Origin of the sequence: Desulfosporosinus acididurans (assembly GCF_001029285.1) — a bacterium.
In the GTDB taxonomy this organism is placed as follows: Bacteria; Bacillota; Desulfitobacteriia; order Desulfitobacteriales; family Desulfitobacteriaceae; genus Desulfosporosinus; species Desulfosporosinus acididurans.
Genome location: NZ_LDZY01000003.1, coordinates 115,369 through 136,553 on the forward strand (window position 1 = coordinate 115,369; position 21,185 = coordinate 136,553).

A 21,185-nucleotide genomic window follows, 5' to 3' on the forward strand; every position below is an offset into this window, starting at 1 on the left:
GCGCCTAAAGGGCACGTTTTCTTTGATAAGATTATAGATCACTTGAGTGAACTCGGATCAATAGCGAACTGCTAAAATTTTAGCGCAGAGCGCACAGATTTTACGTAGGTTCGACTAACCGGTACTTGTGATTTTTCCGAATCTGACATAATTAAATTGTAAGTCCCGTTAAACCAAGGCACGATTTCCCGAACCATATCTTTGTTAACTAAGTAACTCTTATGCGTTTGCAATAAACCCAATTTTGCTTCCAGTTCACTCAAACTATATCCTGTTTTATAAGTGGTCGTGTCTGTCTTCACCAAAACACGCCGATCTTCTGCCCAGGCATAAATAATCTTATTTGCTTCCAAAAGTATAATCCGTTCATTCTCTTCTACCGGAAGTTTCGCCTGACCTGAAGGTTTCTCCAGGAGGTTCAAGATTCGATCAAGTTTATCCTTTTCGAGCCTATCGGAATCTCCGACCTTTTCCAAGAAGCTGCGCAAGCGCTCAAGTGTATTTTGCAAACGCTCATCGCTGAAGGGTTTAAGGATATAGTCAATAGCATTAACCTCAAACGCTTCCAGGGCGTGTTGATCAAAGGCTGTGGCAAAGACAAACAGAGGAACGTCATGCGGTGCCATCGCAGTCAGCAGTTCACGCGCCACAGTCAAACCGGACAAATCCGGCATCTGTATATCCAAAAAAACAACGTCAGGATGCATTTGGGGAATCAACTCCAAAGCCTCTCGCCCGTTACGAGCCATCCCCACAACAGAAACATCTTCCTCCTGTTCCAGCAGATACCTTAGTTCATCCCGGGATAAAGCCTCGTCATCAACAATAAACGCCCGCATCATTTTCCCCTCACCTTTCAACTGGGAATACTAAACAAAATTCTTGTTCCCTTCCCTTGTTCACTTTCTATTAAAAGGCCGGAACCGTAGAGATATTTTAATCGATCGTTCACATTGCTCAGCCCCAGTCCCATTCCCTGACTGGAATTGCCCTTCTTTTGATAGATTTCTTCGAGCCTTTCCGCTTCAATTCCCACTCCGTCATCACTAATCACGACCCGCAGAGCATTATCCTCAACCCAGCAGCTAATATCTACGGTACCACCTTCAATTTTGGGATAAATTCCATGCTTAATTGCATTTTCCACAAGCGGCTGTAATGTTAAAGCCGGTAATTGCCAATCTTCCGCCTCTGCTTGTATGTTTTCAACTACTTTAAGATTATCACCAAAGCGTGCCTGTTCAATAGTCAGGTAAGCCCTAATATGCTCAAGCTCTTGCCGTAGAGTTACAAATTTGTCTCCGCGTTGAATATTCTTTCGAAAAAATTCGCCCAATTGTATAAGCAGCTTTCTGGCCTTTTCGCCATCCGTCCGCACGAGGGCAACAATTGTATTTAGGGCATTAAAGAGGAAGTGAGGGTTAATCTGAGCCTGAAGTGCTTTAAGCTCAGCTTTACTGATTAATTTCGCCTGCTCCTCCAAGACTGCCAGTTCCAATTGTGTGGAAAACAAACCCGCCAATCCTTGAGCCAGCTGAATCTCAACACTTCCAATGCCACGTTCACGGTCCTGATAGAGTTTTAAGGAACCGCTCACTGCTCCACGGCTGAATAAAGGAACAATTACTGCGGAGCGTAAAGTACAGTCCTTATTTGGGCAGCCGATCTGCTCCTTGTCCAGAGCCAATTTCATTTCGCCGGCATTCAAAGCCTCTTTGGTAGCCTCAGTCATTATCGGGGTACCAACTAAATGATGAGAACAACCATTTCCCACGTGAGCTAAAATCACTTCTTTGTTTGTCAGTGCCACCGCTTCGACTTCCACACGGTCATATATTAGCTGAGCAACCTGTTTGGCTGTATACTCGTCTAAACCTTTACTTAAAATAGGCAAGGTAATTTTAGCGATTTCTAAAGCCTTTTGGGCCTGTAAAGCTCCGGCTCTTTCCTCCTCCTCAAGGGAGTTTCGAGCTATGACAACAAAGATAGCAATTCCAACAGAATTCATGACAATCATAGGCAGTCCAATAGCACTGACTAAATCCCAGGCTGCCGAAAAAGGGCGGGCGATCGCCAGGATAATTAACATTTGCAGCGTCTCAGTCAGTACCCCAATGATAAGTCCGAACTTCCAGGAAAAATCTTTGGAGCTTCTCTTTCGAGCATACCAAGCCGCTGTACAGGCCTCCGCTACTGTAGCTAATCCGCAGGCAGCCGCTGTAAAACCTCCAATTAAGTAACGGTGAAGCCCCGCTATGATTCCCGCTCCAATCCCGACAACCGGCCCTCCGATTAAAGCGCCAACCACAACACCAACAACCCGCGAATTAGCTAAAGCGCCCTTGATTGAAACTCCCGTGTATGTACCCATAATTCCAATAGCACTAAAAACTGAAATTAATAAGAGCTTTTCCCAGAGATTATTTTTTAGTTTCATGGCTTTTTTAAAGATCCGAGTCTTACTCAAAAGAAATGAAATAGTTACAATGACACTTATATTCTGAGCCAATTTAAAAAATAGCTGCAGAAGCATTTTAATACCACCTTAGAAAAAATAGTGCCCAGAATTCAAACATGGTTTGCTTTATTTAAAACTCCAATTCGGTCAACTCTAGATATAAGTATAGAGCAACTATTCCCTAGTGTCTAATATATAACGGCAAGAGCTTCGAAAACTAACAAACCCCTTATCCCAACAAGAGGACAAGAGGTTATTCCCGCGAAGAAGAATACTCCCAGCACCGTTGGTGAGAGTATTTAAGTAAAAAATAGTTCCAGTAACATTGAATATTCTCTCCGGCTTTTTATTAATTATACAGCGCATACGATACAAAACATCTTAACTTCAACTTATGCTATTTCTGTGAACCGTTTTTGCCAAAAAAGAACTCCCATCCTTACCGATGGAAGTCGAAGAGGAAAATTCAAGGTGCAAAAGTATGGTAAAAGGTGTTATATAAAGAGTATCATTGCCACCACGCTTCGTCCATAGGTAAACAGTATGTTATCGATAATAATTATTTATATAAAAGACTTAATTTGCTGCTTCTCTTACCAACGTATTGCCACTTTTCGGGGACATAAGTGATTCCAGATACATTTTCAGAAATTGAAATTTTCAAAATCCCTATTTAAATCATCTTCTTTCAACTCGATCAGAGTAAGAAGCAACTCCTCGATTTCTCTCATTGCCTTATAGATTTCCTCTTTTATTAATTCTTTTACAAACTTTTCTTTGTTAGACATAAATTTAATCTCCGATTTTATTTAGCTTGGGCACATTAACTGTTATGAGTATAATTCTATAATAACCGAAACATATCGTTATGATCTTAAACAAATTGCGATGTTTATGTGATTACTCTATTAAGAATTCTTGAAGAAAATCTGGAACCTTTCGTCTATTCCGCGACATTCATTGTATTATATTTGATCAATACAATAATTCAAGATCAACCATACGCTTAACACACTCATAAAATCTCTTATTTTTCTCTTCGATATCCAATTCGATACATTTATTGTTTTTGACTATTACCTCCGCAATAACTTCCGCATTTATTACCTTGCCGGCTAACAGCTTTTCAATTTCTTCTACTGATAAACCCAAACTACTCATATTATCCCCCCGTTATTGTTCTATTCTCTAGTGAAGATAATATTACCTTTGGTACTAGTATGAGGGTTTTTAATTATCACGGTATCTGCCTAATTAGCTTAATCTTAAGCATGTCTGTAAACATGACGTATGATGGTTCGCACTTAATATATAGATCACCGGAAATTGGCAGATTGAATCAAGGTTTAGAAATTTAGTTATTGCAAAGAATAATTCAAATTGAATTTAAAGGAGTGTCAAAACATGAGTACGTTTGATCAAGGTAATCCTCCATCTTCTCCCCAAAAAAGCAATCCAACTCCTCAAATCAAACCACCGCAGCCGAAATAAGCATCAATTAATTAACATCATAAGTTTTACAGCAGTCACTAAGAATCTCTTTTAAGTGCAAGTATTATTTATTGTTGTTAATAATTATTAACCCAAAAATTAAGGTTATCTTCAATTATTTACTTGAAGATAACCTTACTATCCTTTTATATACAACCTTTTGTCGTTTATTCTATTAACAATAGATTAACGGTAGAGTCCCCCGCCGAAGTCTCGATGTTGGCCTTATTTATCCCCCCAGATAAGCTTTGCGAACATCTTCACTTGCGGCCAAATCCTGAGCTTGTCCGCCCAAAGCGATCTTGCCGGTCTCTAAAACATAAGCGCGGTTGGCAATCGACAAGGCCATATGTGCATTCTGCTCCACTAATAAAATAGTAGTGCCTTGAGCATTAATTTCCTGGATGATCGTAAAAATCTGCTTCACTAAAATAGGAGCAAGTCCCATAGATGGTTCATCCAGCAACAGCAGCTGCGGCCTGGACATCAAGGCTCTGCCCATAGCCAGCATTTGCTGTTCTCCGCCGGACAGGGTGCCTGCGACTTGGCTTTTACGCTCCTTGAGACGTGGGAAAAGTTCAAAAACTCTCTCTACATCTTGCTTGATGCCGCTTTTGTCTTTGCGCAGATAAGCACCCATATCAAGGTTTTCCGAAACAGTCATATTGGCAAAAATCCGGCGACCCTCGGGAACTTGGGAAATACCCTTGGCCACAATTTTCTGTGGTGGAATCTTGGATAAATCTTCACCATTAAAACTAATTTTTCCTTGTTTCGGGCGCAGCAAGCCAGAAATTGTTTTTAAAGATGTACTCTTTCCGGCTCCATTGGATCCGATCAGCGTGACAATTTCCCCTTGGTTTACCTGGAGGGAGATCCCCTTTAAAGCGTGAATGGCTCCATAATAAACATGGACATCTTCCAGCACTAACATTAGATGGCCTCCTCTCCCAGGTAAGCTTCAATGACTTTCGGATTGGATTTAATCTCATCCGGACCGCCCTGAGCGATGATTGTTCCATAGTCTAAAACATAAATCCGTTCACAGACTCCCATGACTAAGGACATATCGTGTTCAATCAGTAAAATAGTTAGCTTAAAGGTATCGCGGATCCAGCGGATGAGTTCCATTAATTCATGTGTTTCTTGAGGATTCATACCGGCCGCTGGTTCATCGAGAAGCAAAAGCTTAGGTTCCGCAGCCAACGCTCTTGCTATCTCCAGCCTTCGTTGTTCACCGTAAGGGAGGTTTTTGGCAGCCTCTTTGGCTTTGCCCTCAAGATGAAAGACCTTCAACAGTTCCAGGGCCTTATTCTCCATCTCGGCCTCCCCTTTGAAATAACTGGGTAACCGCAGGATTGCTCCTAAAGAGCTGTACTTAGCGTGTTGATGGTAAGCGATCTTTACATTGTCTATAACAGTCAAATCAGCAAACAAGCGAATGTTCTGAAACGTACGGGCTATCCCTCTGTGGGTTACTTGATATGGCTTGAGGCCGCCGATCTTGCGTTCCCGAAACAAGATTTCCCCTTCCGTGGGTTCATAAACTCCCGTAATTAAATTAAATACAGTTGTTTTCCCGGCACCGTTAGGCCCAATCAAGCCAATCAGCTCGCCATCCTTAATGTCAATATTTAGATTTGAAACAGCTTTAAGCCCGCCAAAGGATTTGGAGAGACTTTCAATTTTAAGCAACGGTTCTCTCCTCCTTCTTCTCCAGGAAATTTAGGTTGAACTCCTTCGTCCCCATTAAACCCGAAGGACGGAATAACATCATGATGATGAGAAGAAGGGCTGTAATAACCATCCGCAGCGATGGAATCCCTGACAAAGCCACATTTAAAACTGTCATAATTAATGCACCTAGAATGCTGCCTGTCATGCTGCCTAGCCCTCCAAGCACTACCATAACAAGAATGTTGAATGACGTTAGGAAGTTAAACGTTGTGGGTTGAATAAAATACATATAATTCGAATAGATACCACCGGCAACACCGGCGAAAAAAGCACCCAAGGTAAAGGCTAGAACTTTGTATTTCGTTGTATTAACCCCCATTGCTTCGGCAGCAATCTCATTCTCGCGCACAGAGATACAAGCCCGCCCATGAGTGGAATTAACAAAGTTGTGGATTACGACAAGGCTAATGATTGTCCCCCAAAAAGCCCATGACCAATTGACGTGGCGGCCGACTTGCATACCTGCCGCTCCACCAAAATAGTCCATATTTTGGAAGATAATCATGACGATCTGGCCCAATCCAAGTGTGGCAATCGCCAAATAATCTCCTCGCAGACGCAACGTTGGCAAACCAACAATGAAACCGGCCACTGCTGCTACAATACCACCTGCGAGTAAGGCCAGAAATAAAGGGCCATGGAATTTGACACTTACAATCCCGGCAAAGTAGGCTCCAATGGCCATGAAGCCTGCATGCCCGATGGAAAACTGCCCGGTAATTCCGTTAATCAAATTCAGGCTTGCTGCTAAAATCACATAGATACAGACCTGAATCAGGGTAGAAGTATAGAGGGGAGGTAAAATGTCGGTGACGATCAAGCCCTGAATGACAGCGTAAATCACAATAACGAGGAACAACGTCAAGGCATTTTTTCGGTTAAGAATACTCACTCTTTTCACCTACACTTTCTCCCGCAGATTTTTCCCAAAGAGCCCGCTTGGCTTGATAATCAGAACAAGAATCAAGATTAAGAAGGCCACGGCATCACGCCAGGTCGAGGCTCCTAAACCACTGACGAGAGACTCGGTGACGCCCAGAACCAGCCCTCCGACCATCGCCCCGGGGATAATCCCGATTCCTCCCAAAACAGCCGCAACAAAAGCCTTCAACCCCGGAGTGATACCCATCAATGGGTCAATAGAGTTGAAATAAATTCCGTACAGAACACCTGCTGCTGCAGCCAGGGCTGAACCTATAGCAAATGTAGCAGAGATCGTTGTGTTGACGTTTACACCCATTAAAAGAGCAGCTTCCATATCAAATGAAGAAGCACGCATAGCTTTACCAATCTTCGTATATTGAACCGTGAAGTGAAGTAAGAGCATGAGTACGAGAGCGGTCACCAGCATGACAATGTCCCCAAACTTAAAAGTAATTCCTCCAATTTTATACATCGTCTCAGGAAAAACGTTGGGGTAGGTGCGCATTTGCGCCCCGACAACCAGCATGCCGCCGTATTCAAGAAACAAGGAAACACCAATAGCAGTAATAAGAGCAGCAATACGAGTTGCGTTGCGCAAAGGCTTATACGCTGCCCGTTCAATAATAATTCCGGCGATCGCTGCCACGATCATCGCAAAGAGAATAGCTGGGAAAAAGGGGAAGTGGAATACTGTGATTGCAAGCCAACCCATGTAAGCGCCAACCATCATGACGTCGCCATGGGCGAAATTAATGAGCTTAACGATTCCGTAAACCATGGTGTACCCTAAAGCAATTAAGGCATAAATGCTTCCGAGTGACAGTCCATACACGAGCTGTTGCAGAAGCTCTGTGATGCTGTGCATAATGTTCCTCCTACTGTCAGTTTAAAAATTAAAAGAAGGGGGATTGCCCCCCCTTCTCCCTACGAGGCTTATTTCGGAGATACTTTTGTCATAAAGACATTCTTGCCGTTTTCGATCTTGATGATGACTGCATCTTTGATTGGATTGTGAGTCTTGGGATCCATCGTGATGTCACCGTTCAAACCTTTGAAGCCCTTTAGGTTTTCGAGAGCTGTACGAATCTTATCACCGTTTGTGCTGTTCGCATCTTTGATTGCCTGGAACATGAGACGAGCAGCATCATAGCCGAGAGCGGCAAACGAATCAGGATCCTGCTTATATTTAGCCTTAAAAGCTTTGACGAAATCAGCCATGCTCGGATCGTCAATGGCCACGTGGTTAACATAATAGCAATTATTTAACTGGTCAGCACTGGCCAAGTTGAACAGTTCCGGCGAACCCCAGCCGTCACCGCCAATAAAGGCCTGGTTCATGCCCATTTCCCGGGCTTGTTTAACAATTGGTCCAACTTCACCATAATATCCTGGCACGAACACGACATCAGGGTTGGATGACTTAATCCGGGCAAGCTGTGGGCGAAAGTCCTTGTCGCCGGCAACATATTTTTCTTGGGAAACGATTTGTCCGTTAGCACTCTTAAAATTAGCGCTGAATGCATCTGCAAGGCCAATGGAATAATCGCTCTTTTGGTCAATAAAGATGGCGGCCTTTTTAACTTTCAAAGTATTGGCAGCGAATTGCGCCGCCACTTGGCCTTGGAAGGGGTCGATAAAACAAGCGCGGAAGATATAGGGCTTAACCTGTCCATTCTCTACAGTCACTTTGTCAGCCGTTCCGGTCGGCGTGATGAGCGGAACTTTGTTGTCAATGGCAACTTGTGACGCTGCCAGGGTGTTACCGCTGGTCATCGCTCCGATTACTGCAACAACATTGTCTTGGGTAATCAGCTTTGTAGCTGCATTAGTAGACTCACCAGGGTCGGATTTATTGTCAGCGTAATCCATTTTGATTTGTTTGCCTAAAAGGCCGCCTTTGGCATTTTGCTGCTCAACTGCAAGATCAATAGCTTTCTGGGCAGCCGTACCAAACATTGCCACGCCGCCTGTAAGTTCGAGGTCAGCACCGATCTTTAGGTTACCCCCGGCAGCTGAACCGCCTCCGTTAGAACTGGCACCTGTGGTACCGCATCCAGCGAGCAGGCTTAGGCTCAATACTGCGGCAGTAGCCATTGCAAATAGTTTCTTCATTTCTACTTCTCCCCCTAAAATCTCTTTCTTTAATTGTATCTTTGGCTATCGTTCAAAGATGCTTTTTTAAGTGTTGCTCCCACCTCCGCATAACCTTTTTGGAAAAAACTAAGGTTTGCCAAAATTCCCATTTATGCATATTCTATATTTTATACATTAATGTGTCAATCACTAAACTGTGTTAGTACAAAATTTCGACGTATTTTTTCTTTAGTTACCTTAATTTACCAATTATTCAACCTCTTTAACAATAATTTGTCAAAGATGTCTTTTCATATCGTCTTTTTTCCGACAAGTGCCCCCCTAAAAAAAATCCCCCAGACAAAAAGTCCAGGGGATTTTTTTTACTGCTACTTAAAAACTACTTTACGATAAAGAACGTAATTCCATATTGTTATACAAGCCATAGTGGTTATTTTTGCAAATATCTCAACAAATCCAAGCCTGACCATTATTCGTATTGCATTAGTGCTAAACGTTAAGTTTAGTAAGAATAGAGTAAGATATAATATGAAACTTCGTTTTAAGTTTGAACTAGTGGAAAATGACCATCCTCTGTTGACAAAGAAATTGAATACGGTCGCTAAAACGACAGCAATAATATTGGATATCGTAAGATCAATGAATAACATCCTTAAAAATGAGAATATCAAAAGCTCAATTAACGCAGACGATCCGCCAACAATTAAATATTTAATATACCTTGGCAAAGAATACTTTCCTTTATCCTTAAAGTTAGTAGAACCTTCCATCTCTTTATTCATTATTAAGTCCTTTACCTCGTATTCTTGAAACTCAAATATCTGGGTCTATACCTATGTTTCACTTCTTCATAAATCTTTGAAATATAAACCCCTATGTTATGAGATCTATCATTCACCATCAGAACGATTGAGTTTTCTACTTGATTGTACTCTAAGATGTATATTTCTTGCGAAACGTTCGAATAGATCTGACTTCCTTCATTATAAACAGGCATAATCACTGAATCAACCAGAAGCACCCTCCTGGTGGTCTTTCACCCCTTCCATCTGATGCCCTAACAATGTAAATGACCCAATAGATATTTTTCTACTGGGTCATAGCTTTATGCATCACCTATTTCCGAACACTTATCTTCTTCTTGATAAACCCATTAGATCTTCGACTTTATTAAGTGTCGCTGCCGCTTTTTGGGAAGCTTTAGCTGCACCGTCCGTCAATACTTGATCAAGATAGTCACTATTAACAAATTCCTTATACCTTTCTTGAATGGGGCGAATAGCCTCAATAATCACTTCGGCCACATCATTTTTAAATTGTCCGTAGCCTTTTCCGTCATAAAGCTGCTCGATTTCTTTAATTGACTTACTAGTAATTAAAGCATATATCGCCATAAGATTCGATATCCCTGCCTTAAGCTCTTTATCGTAAGAAATTCTGTTTTCCGAATCTGTTTGAGCCTTTTTAAGCTTTTTCAGGATTAATTCCGGTTCGTCAAGCAAAAAAATAGTTGCCGAGGAATTTACATCAGATTTACTCATCTTTTTCTTTGGTTCTTGTAATGACATAATTCTTGCTCCAACTTCTGGAGTGTGAATAGCAGGAATTTTAAACGTTTCTCCATAACGATTATTAAAACGCTGTGCTAAATCCCTGGTTATTTCAATATGTTGTTTCTGATCATCTCCAACCGGAACATAGTCAGTTTGATAAAGGAGTATATCCGCAGCCATTAACGGCGGATAAGTTAATAAGCCAGCAGGGATAGAGTCACCACTCCCATGACGTTGCGATTTATCTTTATATTGAGTCATCCGTTCAAGCTCTCCAATATAAGATAAAGTAGTCATTATCCAACCTAATTTAGCATGTTCAGGTACTTCGGATTGGATAAATAGTGTAACTTTATCCGGGTCCAAACCTATTGCCAAATATAATGCGGCTAAATTCCTGATGTTATTTCTGAGTTGATTCGGTTCTTGGGGAACCGTGATAGCATGTTGGTTGACAATACAGAAATAGCACTCATGCTCATTTTGATACTTTGTAAAGCTTTTCATTGCTCCGAGATAATTCCCTAAAGTAATTGTGCCACTAGGTTGTACACCTGAGAAAATTACCGCCATAAATAACTCTCCTTTTAACTAAAATAAAAAAGTCCAATCATCCTAAAAGGGACGATTGGACCGTGGTACCACCCATAATTATTTAATATTACATATATTAAATCACTCTTTCCGTACTAAAAATAATACGGCACCTTTTGTAACGTGTGGATTATCACGTCAACTCCTACTACCATTTCGGGTTGCTGCTCAAGAGGCCATTCAATATTTACTCCACACTGATTCTCACCAACCATCAGCTCTCTAATGCTTCCTAAACATTTACTCTTCTCTATCATCGCTTTTAATTACTATTTAATTGTTGAACACTAGTTTAACAGTTTAAAGACATTAAATCAAGTTTTGTTCCTCGCCAGCATCTTCACCCAAACAAAGGAGAGCAGAAGCCCAACACAAACTTGTTCAGTGTTTGACTGAACTAATGCCCAACTGTCAACGTCGCAGTTGTTGTAACATTGCTGTTTGAGTCAACACCAGTTATTGTAATGTTAGTAAGTGATTCAGAATTAATATTCGAGAAAAAACTCAATGTGATTAAACCACGCTTAGCCGTAATTGTCCCCACATTTGAGGTGAATTGAATATTATTGGCCAGAGAAGTACTTGTAATATCAGCGCCGTATTGATCATACACGGTATATGTCGCATAACCTACCCTTTGATTACCGTAAGGTAAGGGTATTCCCAATTTCGTTGAGTTAATTGCAATTTTACTGACCTTTTGATCTGAGTATTGATTGGAGCTTGAAACTTCAGACGCAGAATTATTAGCGGGGGCAGTATAAGAGCCTGCGCCGGAAGAAGAATCAAGAGTCGCAACATTTCCGGTAGTTAAGTCTACCAGTGTAATAATTATTGATTTATCACTATCTGAAGCAGAATTATAGGTTATCGTACCTAAACCTTTGTTTGGATCCAGGGTAATTGATGAACTTACGGAGGTTACCGCTGATAACTGTGCAGCCGGAACAGTTGACGTAATATCTTTTCCGCTTTCATCGAGTACTTGGTAGTTAAAGGTTGCCGTAGTAGTCCCAACTTTTGAGAAACTGCTCATATTAAGAGTTCGATGTGTTCCAAATGAGACAGCTCCAGTCGCAGGGATGGCATTGGGCGAAGAGGAATTATAACTCACAACTTTTCCGGTAGTTAAGTCCGTAAGTGTAATAATAATTGGTTTATCAAGATCTGAAGAAGATTTAAAGGTTATCGTACCTAAACCTTTGCTTGAATCTAACGTAATTGATGAACTTAGGGAGGCTATTGCTGCTAACTGTGTAACAGGAACCGTTGACGTAATATCTTTCCCGCTTTCATCAACTACTTTACCGATGATTTCACCTTTGTGTTTGCGTTCAGAGAGTTGACTAAATCCTGGTAATCAAATGAATTGCTGCTGTCAACTTGCGGCATCTCAATCACAGGCAGACTGTTAATATCCGACACATCGGTCGCAAAGTTGATTGCCAAATTCAATGTTCCCTTCGCAGTGGAAGACTGAACGGCATCTTTCTGTTCACTGGTTTGTTGACCTTGAGCATTTAGAGTCGGGGGCAGTGTATTCATGAACTGACTGAGCTGGGCCAAGTCAAGCTTAAGATCCACGGTTCCGCTTTCTTTTACAACATAACCGCTGGAAATATCATACTGAATATCTATGCCTTTGTCTCCCAAAATCGTGACGTTCTGCAATTTGTCCATGACCGTGTTGAATTGGCTGAGAAACGCCGATCGGTTGGCTTTGAACTGAGCAAAGGCCTGGTCGAATTGACTGATGATCTCGTCTTTATCGGGAGTCTGGCTGAACTGGAGGCTGGAATCCATCAGTTCTTTGACATAGTTCATTGCATCAGCATTTTGAACAAAGTTATTGACCGCATAGCGAATAAGTTTCTTAAACTGAGCGTCATTCAGCTTGATTTCATAAATTCGGGCCGGAACCGTGCCCTTACTCGTCTCGATGTCTTTAACACCTTGATCAATGACATCGATGTCGGGATTGAACTGCTGAGCATAAGCCGTCAAGAACTGCATTGTTGCGGCTTGTAGATTCTTGTTTAAATTCATGAACGCTGTGGCGTCTATGTTCTCCGCAGCCTTGTCGAAGGGCTTAAAAACCATGTATTCCTTGCTTGCGAACTGCGAAGGCAAAGAAGCTGCTGCGAGGGTAGGGACTTTTACAATCTCTGTGACTTCAGGGGTTTTCCCCTCCATGTTGGAATTCACCCAGACAGGCACATCGATATTCATACCCTGCAGCGCCAGTTTCATTTCCATCTCTGCAGTCGAGGCCGTTTTTTGCTCGTTGCTGTTGGATTTAACATCAAGATCCAGCTTGGCGTTGTTTAAAACCGCGAGGACCCTGTCAACTTGCTGCTGGTCACTTGGAGAAAATCCCGACCCGTCGGCCTGAAATGTCAGGGTCGTGTGCTCCTGCAAGGAGTTAGCATTTCCAAGATTCATGGACGCCTGAAAAATTTGAGATTGGTTCGGGCTGCACCCGGTTGCAACTAGGAGCATAGAGACCCCAAGCGCGGCTGAGATTAATTTTTTTCTTGGTTTCATAGTATTCCCTCTCTTTCTTTTAGATATTAGGGCTTACCTGCCAGTAAGGAGTTTCATCTGTATATATACATTATATACAGATGAAACAGTATGTCAAGGTAATTCATTGACTATTTTGAGTTCAGCTAAAGCTAAACCACTCCCGCTTGTTAAGACTTTTCGACAACAATAAATGAAAACGGCTGGACTAGCAAAATAATATGAACTATAAAAGACAAAAAACGATTAAATAAGCTAAAATAGTTTCTTAGCCATATTTAATCGTTTTTTGTCTTTAATTGTGTTGTGACATACTCCAACCACCTACGCTAACGCTTAGAGGTGGGTAACTTCTTGGCGAACGAGGTTAAAATTCCTCTGTACTCAATTCAAAGCCTTCCAAAATTGCAGGGTCATCAATCTCAATTAGTAAATACTGTCGCCCATTCCTCTTGACTTGTTTGATGCGTTTTAAGTCCTCATGACGAATTTTAATTTGGGCGACGTTGCTTTTAATTTCAATCACCTTGCTGCTTGGTAACAGGTTGGTCGCCTTAAATTCATAATCTGCCTTTTCCGTATTGACTAAAAATGAACTTTCTAATTTGCGTGTATCTTCAATTCCGCTTTTGACAAGTATTTGTTCAATAGCCTTGACGCCAAGAGTCGGGATCTCGCCGTCTTCATTGGCATCAAGGATGCAATCACTTATCTGTTCATAAACATTGGCTATTACTTCAGGTTCAACCTGATCTCCGGCGACATCTTTGATAATCGTTAAAAACCGTTCTTTATCATCTTGAGCTGTTGGGACTAGTTCGCAATTTAAAACATGGTGAATGAAAGCTTCACTAGGTTGATTATCCTTTTTAGTATAATAAATGACCTTATTCGTATCTGCATACCCATCACTCATGGACGGAAACACAAATCCCTCTTCAGGTGATACGGCATTGATATAAACATTCATCGGGATATCAACTCTAAAGTTTTTTTCCTCAAAATCAAACATTAAGGCCCGTTTGGGACTGGACACCAAGTTGACTGTACCCATCATAAATTGAAAAGCATTAACAACATCGTTTTTCGCTGCGTCATCTTCGCCCACTTCGTTTTTTGCAGGGATCCAAAATTCCCCACGGGTAAATGAAATCATATAATCCGATTCGTAGGATTCGCTGTGATCCATGATTTTTTTCACAATGTGCCCAATCTGTTCTTTGAAATCTGAGTTTAGGGCCTCAAACAGGACCTTTTGCTCCGGGTTTTCACCAAGTTTATTGTCCGCAAAACTTAGTTCAAATATTTTACTATCCAGTTGACCTGTAAGGAGCTTTTTAAATCCTTTGAGGTAAAACTCTTGTTTTAATTCGTCCATTTGCTCAAAATATTCGGTTTCCACCCCAAGAATTTGTGCATTATCTTTTTTGATATAAACACTGCAAATTTCCCCTAATTTTAGCCCATCATTGCCTGCCTTAAATTCTTTTCTGAGCTTGGCGAGATCATTTTTGTCCATTCTTAATCCCCTTAGTTATATAATTTCTCAATATCTTAAATGTTAACATAGTCGGATATGAAAGTGAACTCGCTCAGCTAAAGCAAAGAAATTAGTGGCTGCGTTGATCCATCTGCCTTACCAAATAGTTTGGAGCTGCTACTGGTACCATATATATAATTTTTAGAGAGCCATCGCAATAACTAGTGAACGTCGTTCCCCCCAACCTAAGAGCAAAAATAAACGGTCATCTGGTTATTAACCAAATGCCGTTATGTCTTGATCTTAGTCTATTATGATATTTCTGCATCTAGGCGCTTCTTTCCTGTTTTTATATAAAAAAGAGTCTCTGCCACGTTAACAATATGGTCCCCCATTCGTTCAAGTGTCCGAGCAACAAGTATACTTATACCCAGCTGCCCCTCATCGCTTTTTGTTAGATTGCCTTTAGCCAAAGCGGTTTTTAATCTGTGATAGGCTTCATCTAACAGATCGTCCTGATCTGCCAAATCTTCAGTATACTCTTTTTCTCCTTTTAAGACATTAACTGTATACTCCATCATTTCAAGTAAATGCTTTGCCATTTGTAAAACATCTTCGAACCAATTTCTATCCGGTTTGAGATCACTCAATTCAGTGATATCGCAAGCATAGTCTGCGACACGTTCTAGTTCTTGGGCAATACGCTGAAAACCCAAAATCCAGCGTAAATCCTGACTTCTAAGCTGCTGCAGGCTCATGATATACAAACAACGGTTTATTATATTGTCCCGCATTTGATCGATAATATCGTCACATTGCTCCCAGTCTTGGGTGATGGCTTTATTAGCTAAAGTCTCAATCGCCAAAGAAATTTGTTTTTGAACAGCCTCCGCCAATTCTATGGTCATCACCGGTAGATTCATTAATACTTTATCATACCCTGATGTACGAAAAGCTCCCATGAAGCAGTACCTCTTTTCATAAATATTTACATGTATTTTCAGGGGTATCCCTATTATACAAGATGCCATTTAATTTAGTTACGGCTATTTGATGTTTATCACTGCATTTATGAAAGCGGCTTCTCTTCGTCTCTCAGCCTTTTACATTTCAAGTTTTCATTAAAAACACAGATATTTATATCTCAATACCACTGAATTACACAAAAACGAAATTGCCAAATCTTTTACCTGTTTTTTACAAACCGTTCCGGATAATTTGTAATAATCATATCCACTCCTGACTCTAGGACATGTTCCATTTGCCACGGTTCATTCACTGTCCATGTATTAATACCAATACCTCGGCTATGGCTTTCTGACACTAACTCCGGATTAACAAAGGCAAAATGAGGGTGAAGATTAACAGCTCCCAAATTCTGGGCATAAATCCAAGGGTTGATTGGCCCACAATCATATAGCAATCCTGTACTGATTTGAGGATGGTTCTTGATCACTTCAACGATTGTCTTATGTTCAAACGAAGAAATAATACTTTGATCGGTCACTCCGAACTTATCAAGCAATTTAACCACTTTGTCTACAATTCCCGGATATGGTATAAGCCCCGTCTTTATTTCAACATTAAGTGTAAGAGACCTGCCTTTTAACATTGCAAGTAATTCGTAGAGTGTCGGAATGGGGGCATATTTTTCAAAGGCCACTCCAAAATTAAGCTGCTTGAGTTCCTTTAAGCTAAAATCCTTAACCCAGCCAACGCCATCGCTCGTACGATCAACGCGCTCGTCGTGACAAATTACGATTTCTCCATCTCTTGAAAGCTGTACATCAAACTCAAAACCATCGACCCCATATTCAAGGCCTTTTTCAAAGGATACTAACGTATTTTCCGGAGCTGAGCCAGCCGCTCCTCGATGACCTATAATCTTCATCTTTTTATCCTTCCTTATTAAACAATTCCCATGATGACCTGAGCAATATTTACTGTATGCTCATCTACAAGATACAGTAAACTAATTAAGTCTAATACAGCATAACGGAATATCTCTTTATTCCTGATCTCATTGTCTGCCTCATTTTGCGGGTTTTGAGCCAAATAATTAAACTGTAAGGTGCGCTGCAGGCGAACTGTCTCTGGATGGTCCCGTATCACTTCCCCTGCTGCCTCCGAATCCCAATGCTTTAATGCCTTGACGACAATTACAAGATGCTCGAATACTTGTTGATATAACTCATCTAAGTGTTCCCAGCTTTCTTTTTGACCATTTAACTTTTCAAGATGCAATTTCTTAAACAATTGAATCATTGCCATGACTGCATCTCCAATATCTTCAAATTCCTTGAGGATAAACTGGATATTCATACTTTCTTCCGCTTGTTCATCCGTTAAGCCTTTTTGAGATAAAATTGCCAAGAAGCGCATGATGTGTCGGTAATACCAATCCACATGCTCTTCAGCCTTCTCAACGTTCTCTGCTAAATTCTCATTATCCTCTAAATAAGCTTCCGGAATTCTCTGCAACATTTTAGTACAAATAAAATCTCCTAAAAGACAGATTTCCTGATTCGCCTGTTTCAAGGCAACTGCCGACACTTCCAAGGAATCCTCATCGATAGCCCTGAATTTTAATTCGCTGTCTTGGCCAGTGCGATCCTGAATCAAACGATTCAAGGCTTTAGCTATTAGGTTATTAAAGGGGAAAAATATTATAACCATGAAAACCGCAAACAGTAAATGGGCATTCGCCACCTGCCGCTGTACATCGCTCGTTGTCCATTTAATAAGATAGGAAAATTGTGTCATAAAGGGATATACTAAAACTGCTGCTATGACCTTATAAGCCGTATTCGCTATTGCCGTACGCTTAGCATCCATTTTTTGGGCCGTAATGCTGGTTAGTAACGTTGTTACCGTACCACCGATATGTGCACCGATAACTAACGGAACGATAGCAGCCAAGCCTAACAAATGATGACCTGCCAGAGACATCATGATTGCAAAGACACCGGTGCTGCTTTGAATTACTGTCGTTAAAATCAGCCCTACTATAATTGCTAATAAAGGCCTTGATCCCAATTGGGACAAAAACGTATAGACCTGAGGAATATCGCGAAGCGGAGCCGAGGCTGTAGACATATCAGCCATCCCGACAAAGATCAAACCAAATCCGATCAGTGATTGGCCTAAATGCTTCCACTGTTTATTTCCTGCAAAATAAAGTATAAACCCAATAAATAAAGCACCTAAGGCAACATCGAGGATTTGAAAAGCGATAAGCTGAATAGAGATTGATGTTCCTACCGCAGAACCTAAGACAATTCCCAAGGCCTGGGCAAGATTGAGCAACCCTGTATTCACAAACTCAACAACTAAAACTGTTGTCGCGGCGCTGCTTTGAAACGCAACTGTCATGATAACGCCAAATAAAACCGCTAAAAATTTCTTCTTTGTAATGGACTGTAGGATTTGTTTCAAACGATTGGCAGCAAATTTTTGTAATGCTTCTGAAGTTGTTTGAACCCCATACATAAAAATAGCCAATCCACCTAAGAAATACAATATAGTCTCTATACTGCTAATACCCTCTCAACTCCTTCCCCAAAATATCACTAAGTAAAGGTTCTAAGTATCTCGATAAAATAAAAAAAGCACAAATAAACCTGTACATACAGATAAATTTGCGGCTTTCTCTATACCTCTTGCCTAGCCTATCAAATTTTGTAAAGACTCAAAAAATAAAAAAATATCTTATCATTTCCATTATAATATAAAATCACCGTTTTATAAATACATCGATTTCTTAAAACAACTGAACTATTCCACGCGAGCCTTCTCAACTATAATGAATACTTCGTTAAACTATGAATAGAGTCCTGCAGATACCGGTCTATAAATCATACGCTCTTATCAGGTACCACACAGGATGCTCTGTTTTAACACCGGACCCATGCTGAATTTGAACCTGACACCCTCCGCATTCAGTGGTCATTGTCTGAAATCTCCCCTCCGCAACTCCTTGTTGAACGCTCTGATACAATGGTTTCCCGATTTGCATGGCTATATCATACTTTTCTTCTTTAAAACCGTAACTTCCAGATAAGCCACAGCATCCGGCGTCGAGATCTTGGATCTGCACTCCGGGAATTAAGCGCAGCAAGCGCACCGAGGGCGTACCAATTCCTTGAGTCTTTAAATGGCAAGGCGCATGATAACCTAGAGAAACCGGCACCGATTGAAAGTCTTCACGGAGCTCTCCCCGTTCGTGCAGCTCCCACAGGAACTCAAATAAGTCATACGTTTGCTGTCCGATGTATTCTGCGCCTGCGGCAGCAAGTTCAGGATATTCTTCCTTAAGTGCCAAACCACAGCTGGTACAAGAAGTAATAACAGGTAGGCCGGCCTTCAAATACGGCTCCATAAGGGCCAGGTTCTTCTTGGCGTTTTCTCTTCCACGAGAAAAGTAACCGTTGGCTTGCAGCGGAACTCCACAGCAGTGGAAATTAGGAACAATCACTTGGTAACCATTGTGCTCTAATACTTTAACAACCGCCTGTGCCGTCTGGGCATCATTATACTTGGCAAAACAACCGGGAAAATAGACGACCTGTTTGTCTGATTGGACAAAGCTTCCTTGAGGTTTGAATTTGGTATGATACGAAGGCAGAGGGGCATGACGACTGAGACCCAAGATCTGTTCCATCAAAACACGCATTAAAGATATACTTAGCACTGTATTTGTCATACTCGGCCAGATTGTACCCAAGCGGCCTAAATATTCCGCTCTGCCCAAGACGAGATCTCGGAATCTGTGTTGGAGTGTCTTCCCGTCACTATGCTTACTCTGTTTGGCTCTTTCCCTGGCTCCCAGGATCATTGATGTAATTCTTACACCGGAGGGACAGGTTACCTCACAGGTCTTGCAATTTGAACAATAATTAAGACATTTTATATCCATCTCGATTCCTTCAAGTCTAAATCGTTCGGCATCCGGTCCAACACTCTTCGGACCCGGGAAAAGTGGGTTCACTGCGGCTACCGGACACAGAGCTGTACAAGCGCTGCATTTAATACAAGCATCCAAATTTTTAACGTTGTCCTGTTTCAGATCCATTATCCCGCATCCTTTCTATAAGATCTCTCCGGCTAACCATCCGGAAGCGAGTGACACCCCTCCGCCACAATGATCCAACCAGGGATCCCAATGAGCCAATAGGCGCCCAACGATCCGAACATTATCGAAGAGCGGTTCCTGATTTCCGGCAGCGAGCGGACGAAGTTCAGGATCAACCTCAACCCCCATCTTGGCATAGGGCTGTTCACCTAAAAATTCACTGTTTGTCCATTGAGCAGGTACGTATAAAGGCAGCCCCATAACAGACTCATTTGCATCTTTAGGCCCTACCTGAATTCCTCCTCCGAAAATGCCACCCGTCGCCAGGATAAATGACTGCGCAGAAAAAGTGACATCTTTGCCTTTGCTCTTTACAATGACCGTATGACAGCGTTTCCCTTGAAACTCTACTTTCTTGACACCGGTCCCCACAAGTAATTCCCCGCCAAGTGCTTTAAACTTCTGTTTCAAGGCTTCATACAGGAACTGTCCGCTGGCAGAAGGCGGAAAAGCAGTCATTTCGACGATTGGCAAGGGAACTTCCTCGAGAACTCCTTTTAAGACATTTGAAAAACATGCTGCCAACCCAGGAAAGATAATTGCGCTCTTTTCGCCTTGCTTTTCGCCTGAAGTTGCCCCAGAGGAACTACAAGCCATTTCTTCGGTAAGTTTACCTAGGATATTTTTTAAATTGACTGCTCCCTGATCTGAACGCCAGTATTTTGCATAATCCATTCCCGTTATTAATTTTCCAGAATTACGCCAAATGTCAAAGGCTTCAACTGCAACAGGGTATATCTCAATCTTGGCTTTGGAATAAACTCGCTCTAACTTGGCTTTGATGACCTCCGGAAAAAAGTCTTTCATTCCTTCGGGAGCTATCAGCACAATTTCCTTGGCTTTCTGCAAAACTCCCGCATTTAGCCCAGTTGGCACCAAATCGGCCTCTCTCGGGGAGCCTAAAGGAGTAAGTACCTGCTGGGAATTCTGCCATGCTCCTTGATAATCCGGAAAAAGCCTTTGAAAATACTCCATTCCCGCTCGCACCACTGTTTCACCCATTAAAGCATACGGATGATTCTTTTCTTCCTTTAGGCGTTCAACATCTCCAAAATCCATAACCCCCGAACTATAGGTCAAGCTTCCCACGCCTTCAGAAATCACCAGCATCCGCTTGCCTTTTTCAGATGCCCGAATTCCTGCTATAAGCCCGGAGAGGCCCCCACCAATGACAATTCCATCCCACATGGGAATACCTCC

At 41.6% G+C, this 21,185-nt stretch carries 19 protein-coding genes and 1 other annotated feature; all 19 genes read right to left on the reverse strand.

Features of this window, described 5'->3' with window-relative positions; all coding sequences use genetic code 11:
* Positions 1 to 71: 71 nt before the first annotated feature.
* Positions 72 to 842: a LytR/AlgR family response regulator transcription factor gene (locus DEAC_RS04405; protein WP_047808831.1), complete on the reverse strand. Its 771-nt coding sequence runs from the start codon at positions 840 to 842 to the stop codon at positions 72 to 74.
* A 14-nt stretch (positions 843 to 856) separates the two neighbouring features.
* A complete protein-coding gene (locus DEAC_RS04410; protein WP_047808832.1) occupies positions 857 to 2,533 on the reverse strand; it encodes a sensor histidine kinase in 1,677 nt (558 codons plus the stop codon).
* Positions 2,534 to 3,102: 569 nt separating this feature from the next.
* On the reverse strand, positions 3,103 to 3,246 hold the full coding sequence (locus DEAC_RS23475) for a hypothetical protein (protein WP_161796418.1): 144 nt from the start codon (positions 3,244 to 3,246) through the stop codon (positions 3,103 to 3,105).
* Positions 3,247 to 3,433: 187 nt separating this feature from the next.
* Positions 3,434 to 3,619 carry a hypothetical protein gene (locus DEAC_RS04415; protein WP_047808833.1) on the reverse strand — a complete coding sequence of 62 codons (186 nt, stop codon included), beginning with the start codon at positions 3,617 to 3,619 and terminating at the stop codon, positions 3,434 to 3,436.
* A 559-nt stretch (positions 3,620 to 4,178) separates the two neighbouring features.
* Positions 4,179 to 4,883 carry an ABC transporter ATP-binding protein gene (locus DEAC_RS04420; RefSeq protein ID WP_047808834.1) on the reverse strand — a complete coding sequence of 235 codons (705 nt, stop codon included), beginning with the start codon at positions 4,881 to 4,883 and terminating at the stop codon, positions 4,179 to 4,181.
* On the reverse strand, positions 4,883 to 5,644 hold the full coding sequence (locus DEAC_RS04425; RefSeq protein WP_200903095.1) for an ABC transporter ATP-binding protein: 762 nt from the start codon (positions 5,642 to 5,644) through the stop codon (positions 4,883 to 4,885). The genes DEAC_RS04420 and DEAC_RS04425 overlap by 1 nt, the downstream gene beginning before the upstream one ends.
* Positions 5,637 to 6,578, reverse strand: coding sequence for a branched-chain amino acid ABC transporter permease (locus tag DEAC_RS04430; RefSeq protein WP_047809054.1), 942 nt, complete (start codon positions 6,576 to 6,578; stop codon positions 5,637 to 5,639). Before DEAC_RS04430 ends, DEAC_RS04425 begins: the two co-directional genes overlap by 8 nt.
* Before the next feature lie 9 nt (positions 6,579 to 6,587).
* Complete coding sequence (locus tag DEAC_RS04435) at positions 6,588 to 7,475, reverse strand: branched-chain amino acid ABC transporter permease (protein WP_047808836.1); 888 nt, start codon at positions 7,473 to 7,475, stop codon at positions 6,588 to 6,590.
* Between the two features lie 68 nt (positions 7,476 to 7,543).
* Complete coding sequence (locus tag DEAC_RS04440; protein ID WP_047808837.1) at positions 7,544 to 8,722, reverse strand: ABC transporter substrate-binding protein; 1,179 nt, start codon at positions 8,720 to 8,722, stop codon at positions 7,544 to 7,546.
* Between the two features lie 350 nt (positions 8,723 to 9,072).
* Positions 9,073 to 9,486, reverse strand: a complete 414-nt coding sequence (locus tag DEAC_RS24765; RefSeq protein WP_083995899.1) for a GtrA family protein — start codon at positions 9,484 to 9,486, stop codon at positions 9,073 to 9,075.
* Positions 9,487 to 9,834: 348 nt separating this feature from the next.
* Positions 9,835 to 10,830, reverse strand: coding sequence for a tryptophan--tRNA ligase (trpS, locus tag DEAC_RS04450; RefSeq protein ID WP_047808839.1), 996 nt, complete (start codon positions 10,828 to 10,830; stop codon positions 9,835 to 9,837).
* 44 nt (positions 10,831 to 10,874) lie between these two features.
* Positions 10,875 to 11,117: a binding site (T-box leader), on the reverse strand.
* Positions 11,118 to 11,248: 131 nt separating this feature from the next.
* Positions 11,249 to 11,887, reverse strand: a complete 639-nt coding sequence (locus DEAC_RS04455) for a hypothetical protein (protein ID WP_053006279.1) — start codon at positions 11,885 to 11,887, stop codon at positions 11,249 to 11,251.
* A 263-nt stretch (positions 11,888 to 12,150) separates the two neighbouring features.
* A complete protein-coding gene (locus DEAC_RS04460; RefSeq protein WP_053006280.1) occupies positions 12,151 to 13,395 on the reverse strand; it encodes a hypothetical protein in 1,245 nt (414 codons plus the stop codon).
* 346 nt (positions 13,396 to 13,741) lie between these two features.
* The gene (locus DEAC_RS04465) at positions 13,742 to 14,893 is read right to left on the reverse strand and encodes a DUF4317 domain-containing protein (protein WP_047808840.1); all 1,152 of its coding nucleotides are present in this window, start codon (positions 14,891 to 14,893) and stop codon (positions 13,742 to 13,744) included.
* A gap of 272 nt (positions 14,894 to 15,165) precedes the next feature.
* Positions 15,166 to 15,816: a phosphate signaling complex PhoU family protein gene (locus DEAC_RS04470; RefSeq protein ID WP_047808841.1), complete on the reverse strand. Its 651-nt coding sequence runs from the start codon at positions 15,814 to 15,816 to the stop codon at positions 15,166 to 15,168.
* A 224-nt stretch (positions 15,817 to 16,040) separates the two neighbouring features.
* A complete protein-coding gene (locus DEAC_RS04475; RefSeq protein ID WP_047808842.1) occupies positions 16,041 to 16,745 on the reverse strand; it encodes a glycerophosphodiester phosphodiesterase in 705 nt (234 codons plus the stop codon).
* A gap of 17 nt (positions 16,746 to 16,762) precedes the next feature.
* Complete coding sequence (locus DEAC_RS04480) at positions 16,763 to 18,343, reverse strand: Na/Pi cotransporter family protein (RefSeq protein WP_053006281.1); 1,581 nt, start codon at positions 18,341 to 18,343, stop codon at positions 16,763 to 16,765.
* Between the two features lie 358 nt (positions 18,344 to 18,701).
* Positions 18,702 to 19,925, reverse strand: coding sequence for an anaerobic glycerol-3-phosphate dehydrogenase subunit C (locus DEAC_RS04485; protein ID WP_047808844.1), 1,224 nt, complete (start codon positions 19,923 to 19,925; stop codon positions 18,702 to 18,704).
* Positions 19,926 to 19,940: 15 nt separating this feature from the next.
* On the reverse strand, positions 19,941 to 21,173 hold the full coding sequence (gene glpB, locus DEAC_RS04490) for an anaerobic glycerol-3-phosphate dehydrogenase subunit GlpB (protein WP_047808845.1): 1,233 nt from the start codon (positions 21,171 to 21,173) through the stop codon (positions 19,941 to 19,943).
* Positions 21,174 to 21,185: the final 12 nt, after the last annotated feature.

What these genes read in the sequence shown, in the direction of transcription:
- DEAC_RS04415 (WP_047808833.1), bottom strand. Translation starts at nt 3,619, where the DNA reads ATGAGTAGTTTGGGTTTATCAGTAGAAGAAATTGAAAAGCTGTTAGCC.
- DEAC_RS04405 (WP_047808831.1), bottom strand. Translation starts at nt 842, where the DNA reads ATGATGCGGGCGTTTATTGTTGATGACGAGGCTTTATCCCGGGATGAA.
- DEAC_RS04480 (WP_053006281.1), bottom strand. Translation starts at nt 18,343, where the DNA reads ATGTATGGGGTTCAAACAACTTCAGAAGCATTACAAAAATTTGCTGCC.
- glpB (WP_047808845.1), bottom strand. Translation starts at nt 21,173, where the DNA reads ATGTGGGATGGAATTGTCATTGGTGGGGGCCTCTCCGGGCTTATAGCA.
- DEAC_RS04440 (WP_047808837.1), bottom strand. Translation starts at nt 8,722, where the DNA reads ATGAAGAAACTATTTGCAATGGCTACTGCCGCAGTATTGAGCCTAAGC.
- DEAC_RS04420 (WP_047808834.1), bottom strand. Translation starts at nt 4,883, where the DNA reads ATGTTAGTGCTGGAAGATGTCCATGTTTATTATGGAGCCATTCACGCT.
- DEAC_RS04435 (WP_047808836.1), bottom strand. Translation starts at nt 7,475, where the DNA reads ATGCACAGCATCACAGAGCTTCTGCAACAGCTCGTGTATGGACTGTCA.
- DEAC_RS24765 (WP_083995899.1), bottom strand. Translation starts at nt 9,486, where the DNA reads ATGAATAAAGAGATGGAAGGTTCTACTAACTTTAAGGATAAAGGAAAG.
- DEAC_RS04455 (WP_053006279.1), bottom strand. Translation starts at nt 11,887, where the DNA reads ATGAGCAGTTTCTCAAAAGTTGGGACTACTACGGCAACCTTTAACTAC.
- DEAC_RS04410 (WP_047808832.1), bottom strand. Translation starts at nt 2,533, where the DNA reads ATGCTTCTGCAGCTATTTTTTAAATTGGCTCAGAATATAAGTGTCATT.
- trpS (WP_047808839.1), bottom strand. Translation starts at nt 10,830, where the DNA reads ATGGCGGTAATTTTCTCAGGTGTACAACCTAGTGGCACAATTACTTTA.
- DEAC_RS04460 (WP_053006280.1), bottom strand. Translation starts at nt 13,395, where the DNA reads ATGAAACCAAGAAAAAAATTAATCTCAGCCGCGCTTGGGGTCTCTATG.
- DEAC_RS04485 (WP_047808844.1), bottom strand. Translation starts at nt 19,925, where the DNA reads ATGGATCTGAAACAGGACAACGTTAAAAATTTGGATGCTTGTATTAAA.
- DEAC_RS04475 (WP_047808842.1), bottom strand. Translation starts at nt 16,745, where the DNA reads ATGAAGATTATAGGTCATCGAGGAGCGGCTGGCTCAGCTCCGGAAAAT.
- DEAC_RS04465 (WP_047808840.1), bottom strand. Translation starts at nt 14,893, where the DNA reads ATGGACAAAAATGATCTCGCCAAGCTCAGAAAAGAATTTAAGGCAGGC.
- DEAC_RS23475 (WP_161796418.1), bottom strand. Translation starts at nt 3,246, where the DNA reads ATGTCTAACAAAGAAAAGTTTGTAAAAGAATTAATAAAAGAGGAAATC.
- DEAC_RS04470 (WP_047808841.1), bottom strand. Translation starts at nt 15,816, where the DNA reads ATGGGAGCTTTTCGTACATCAGGGTATGATAAAGTATTAATGAATCTA.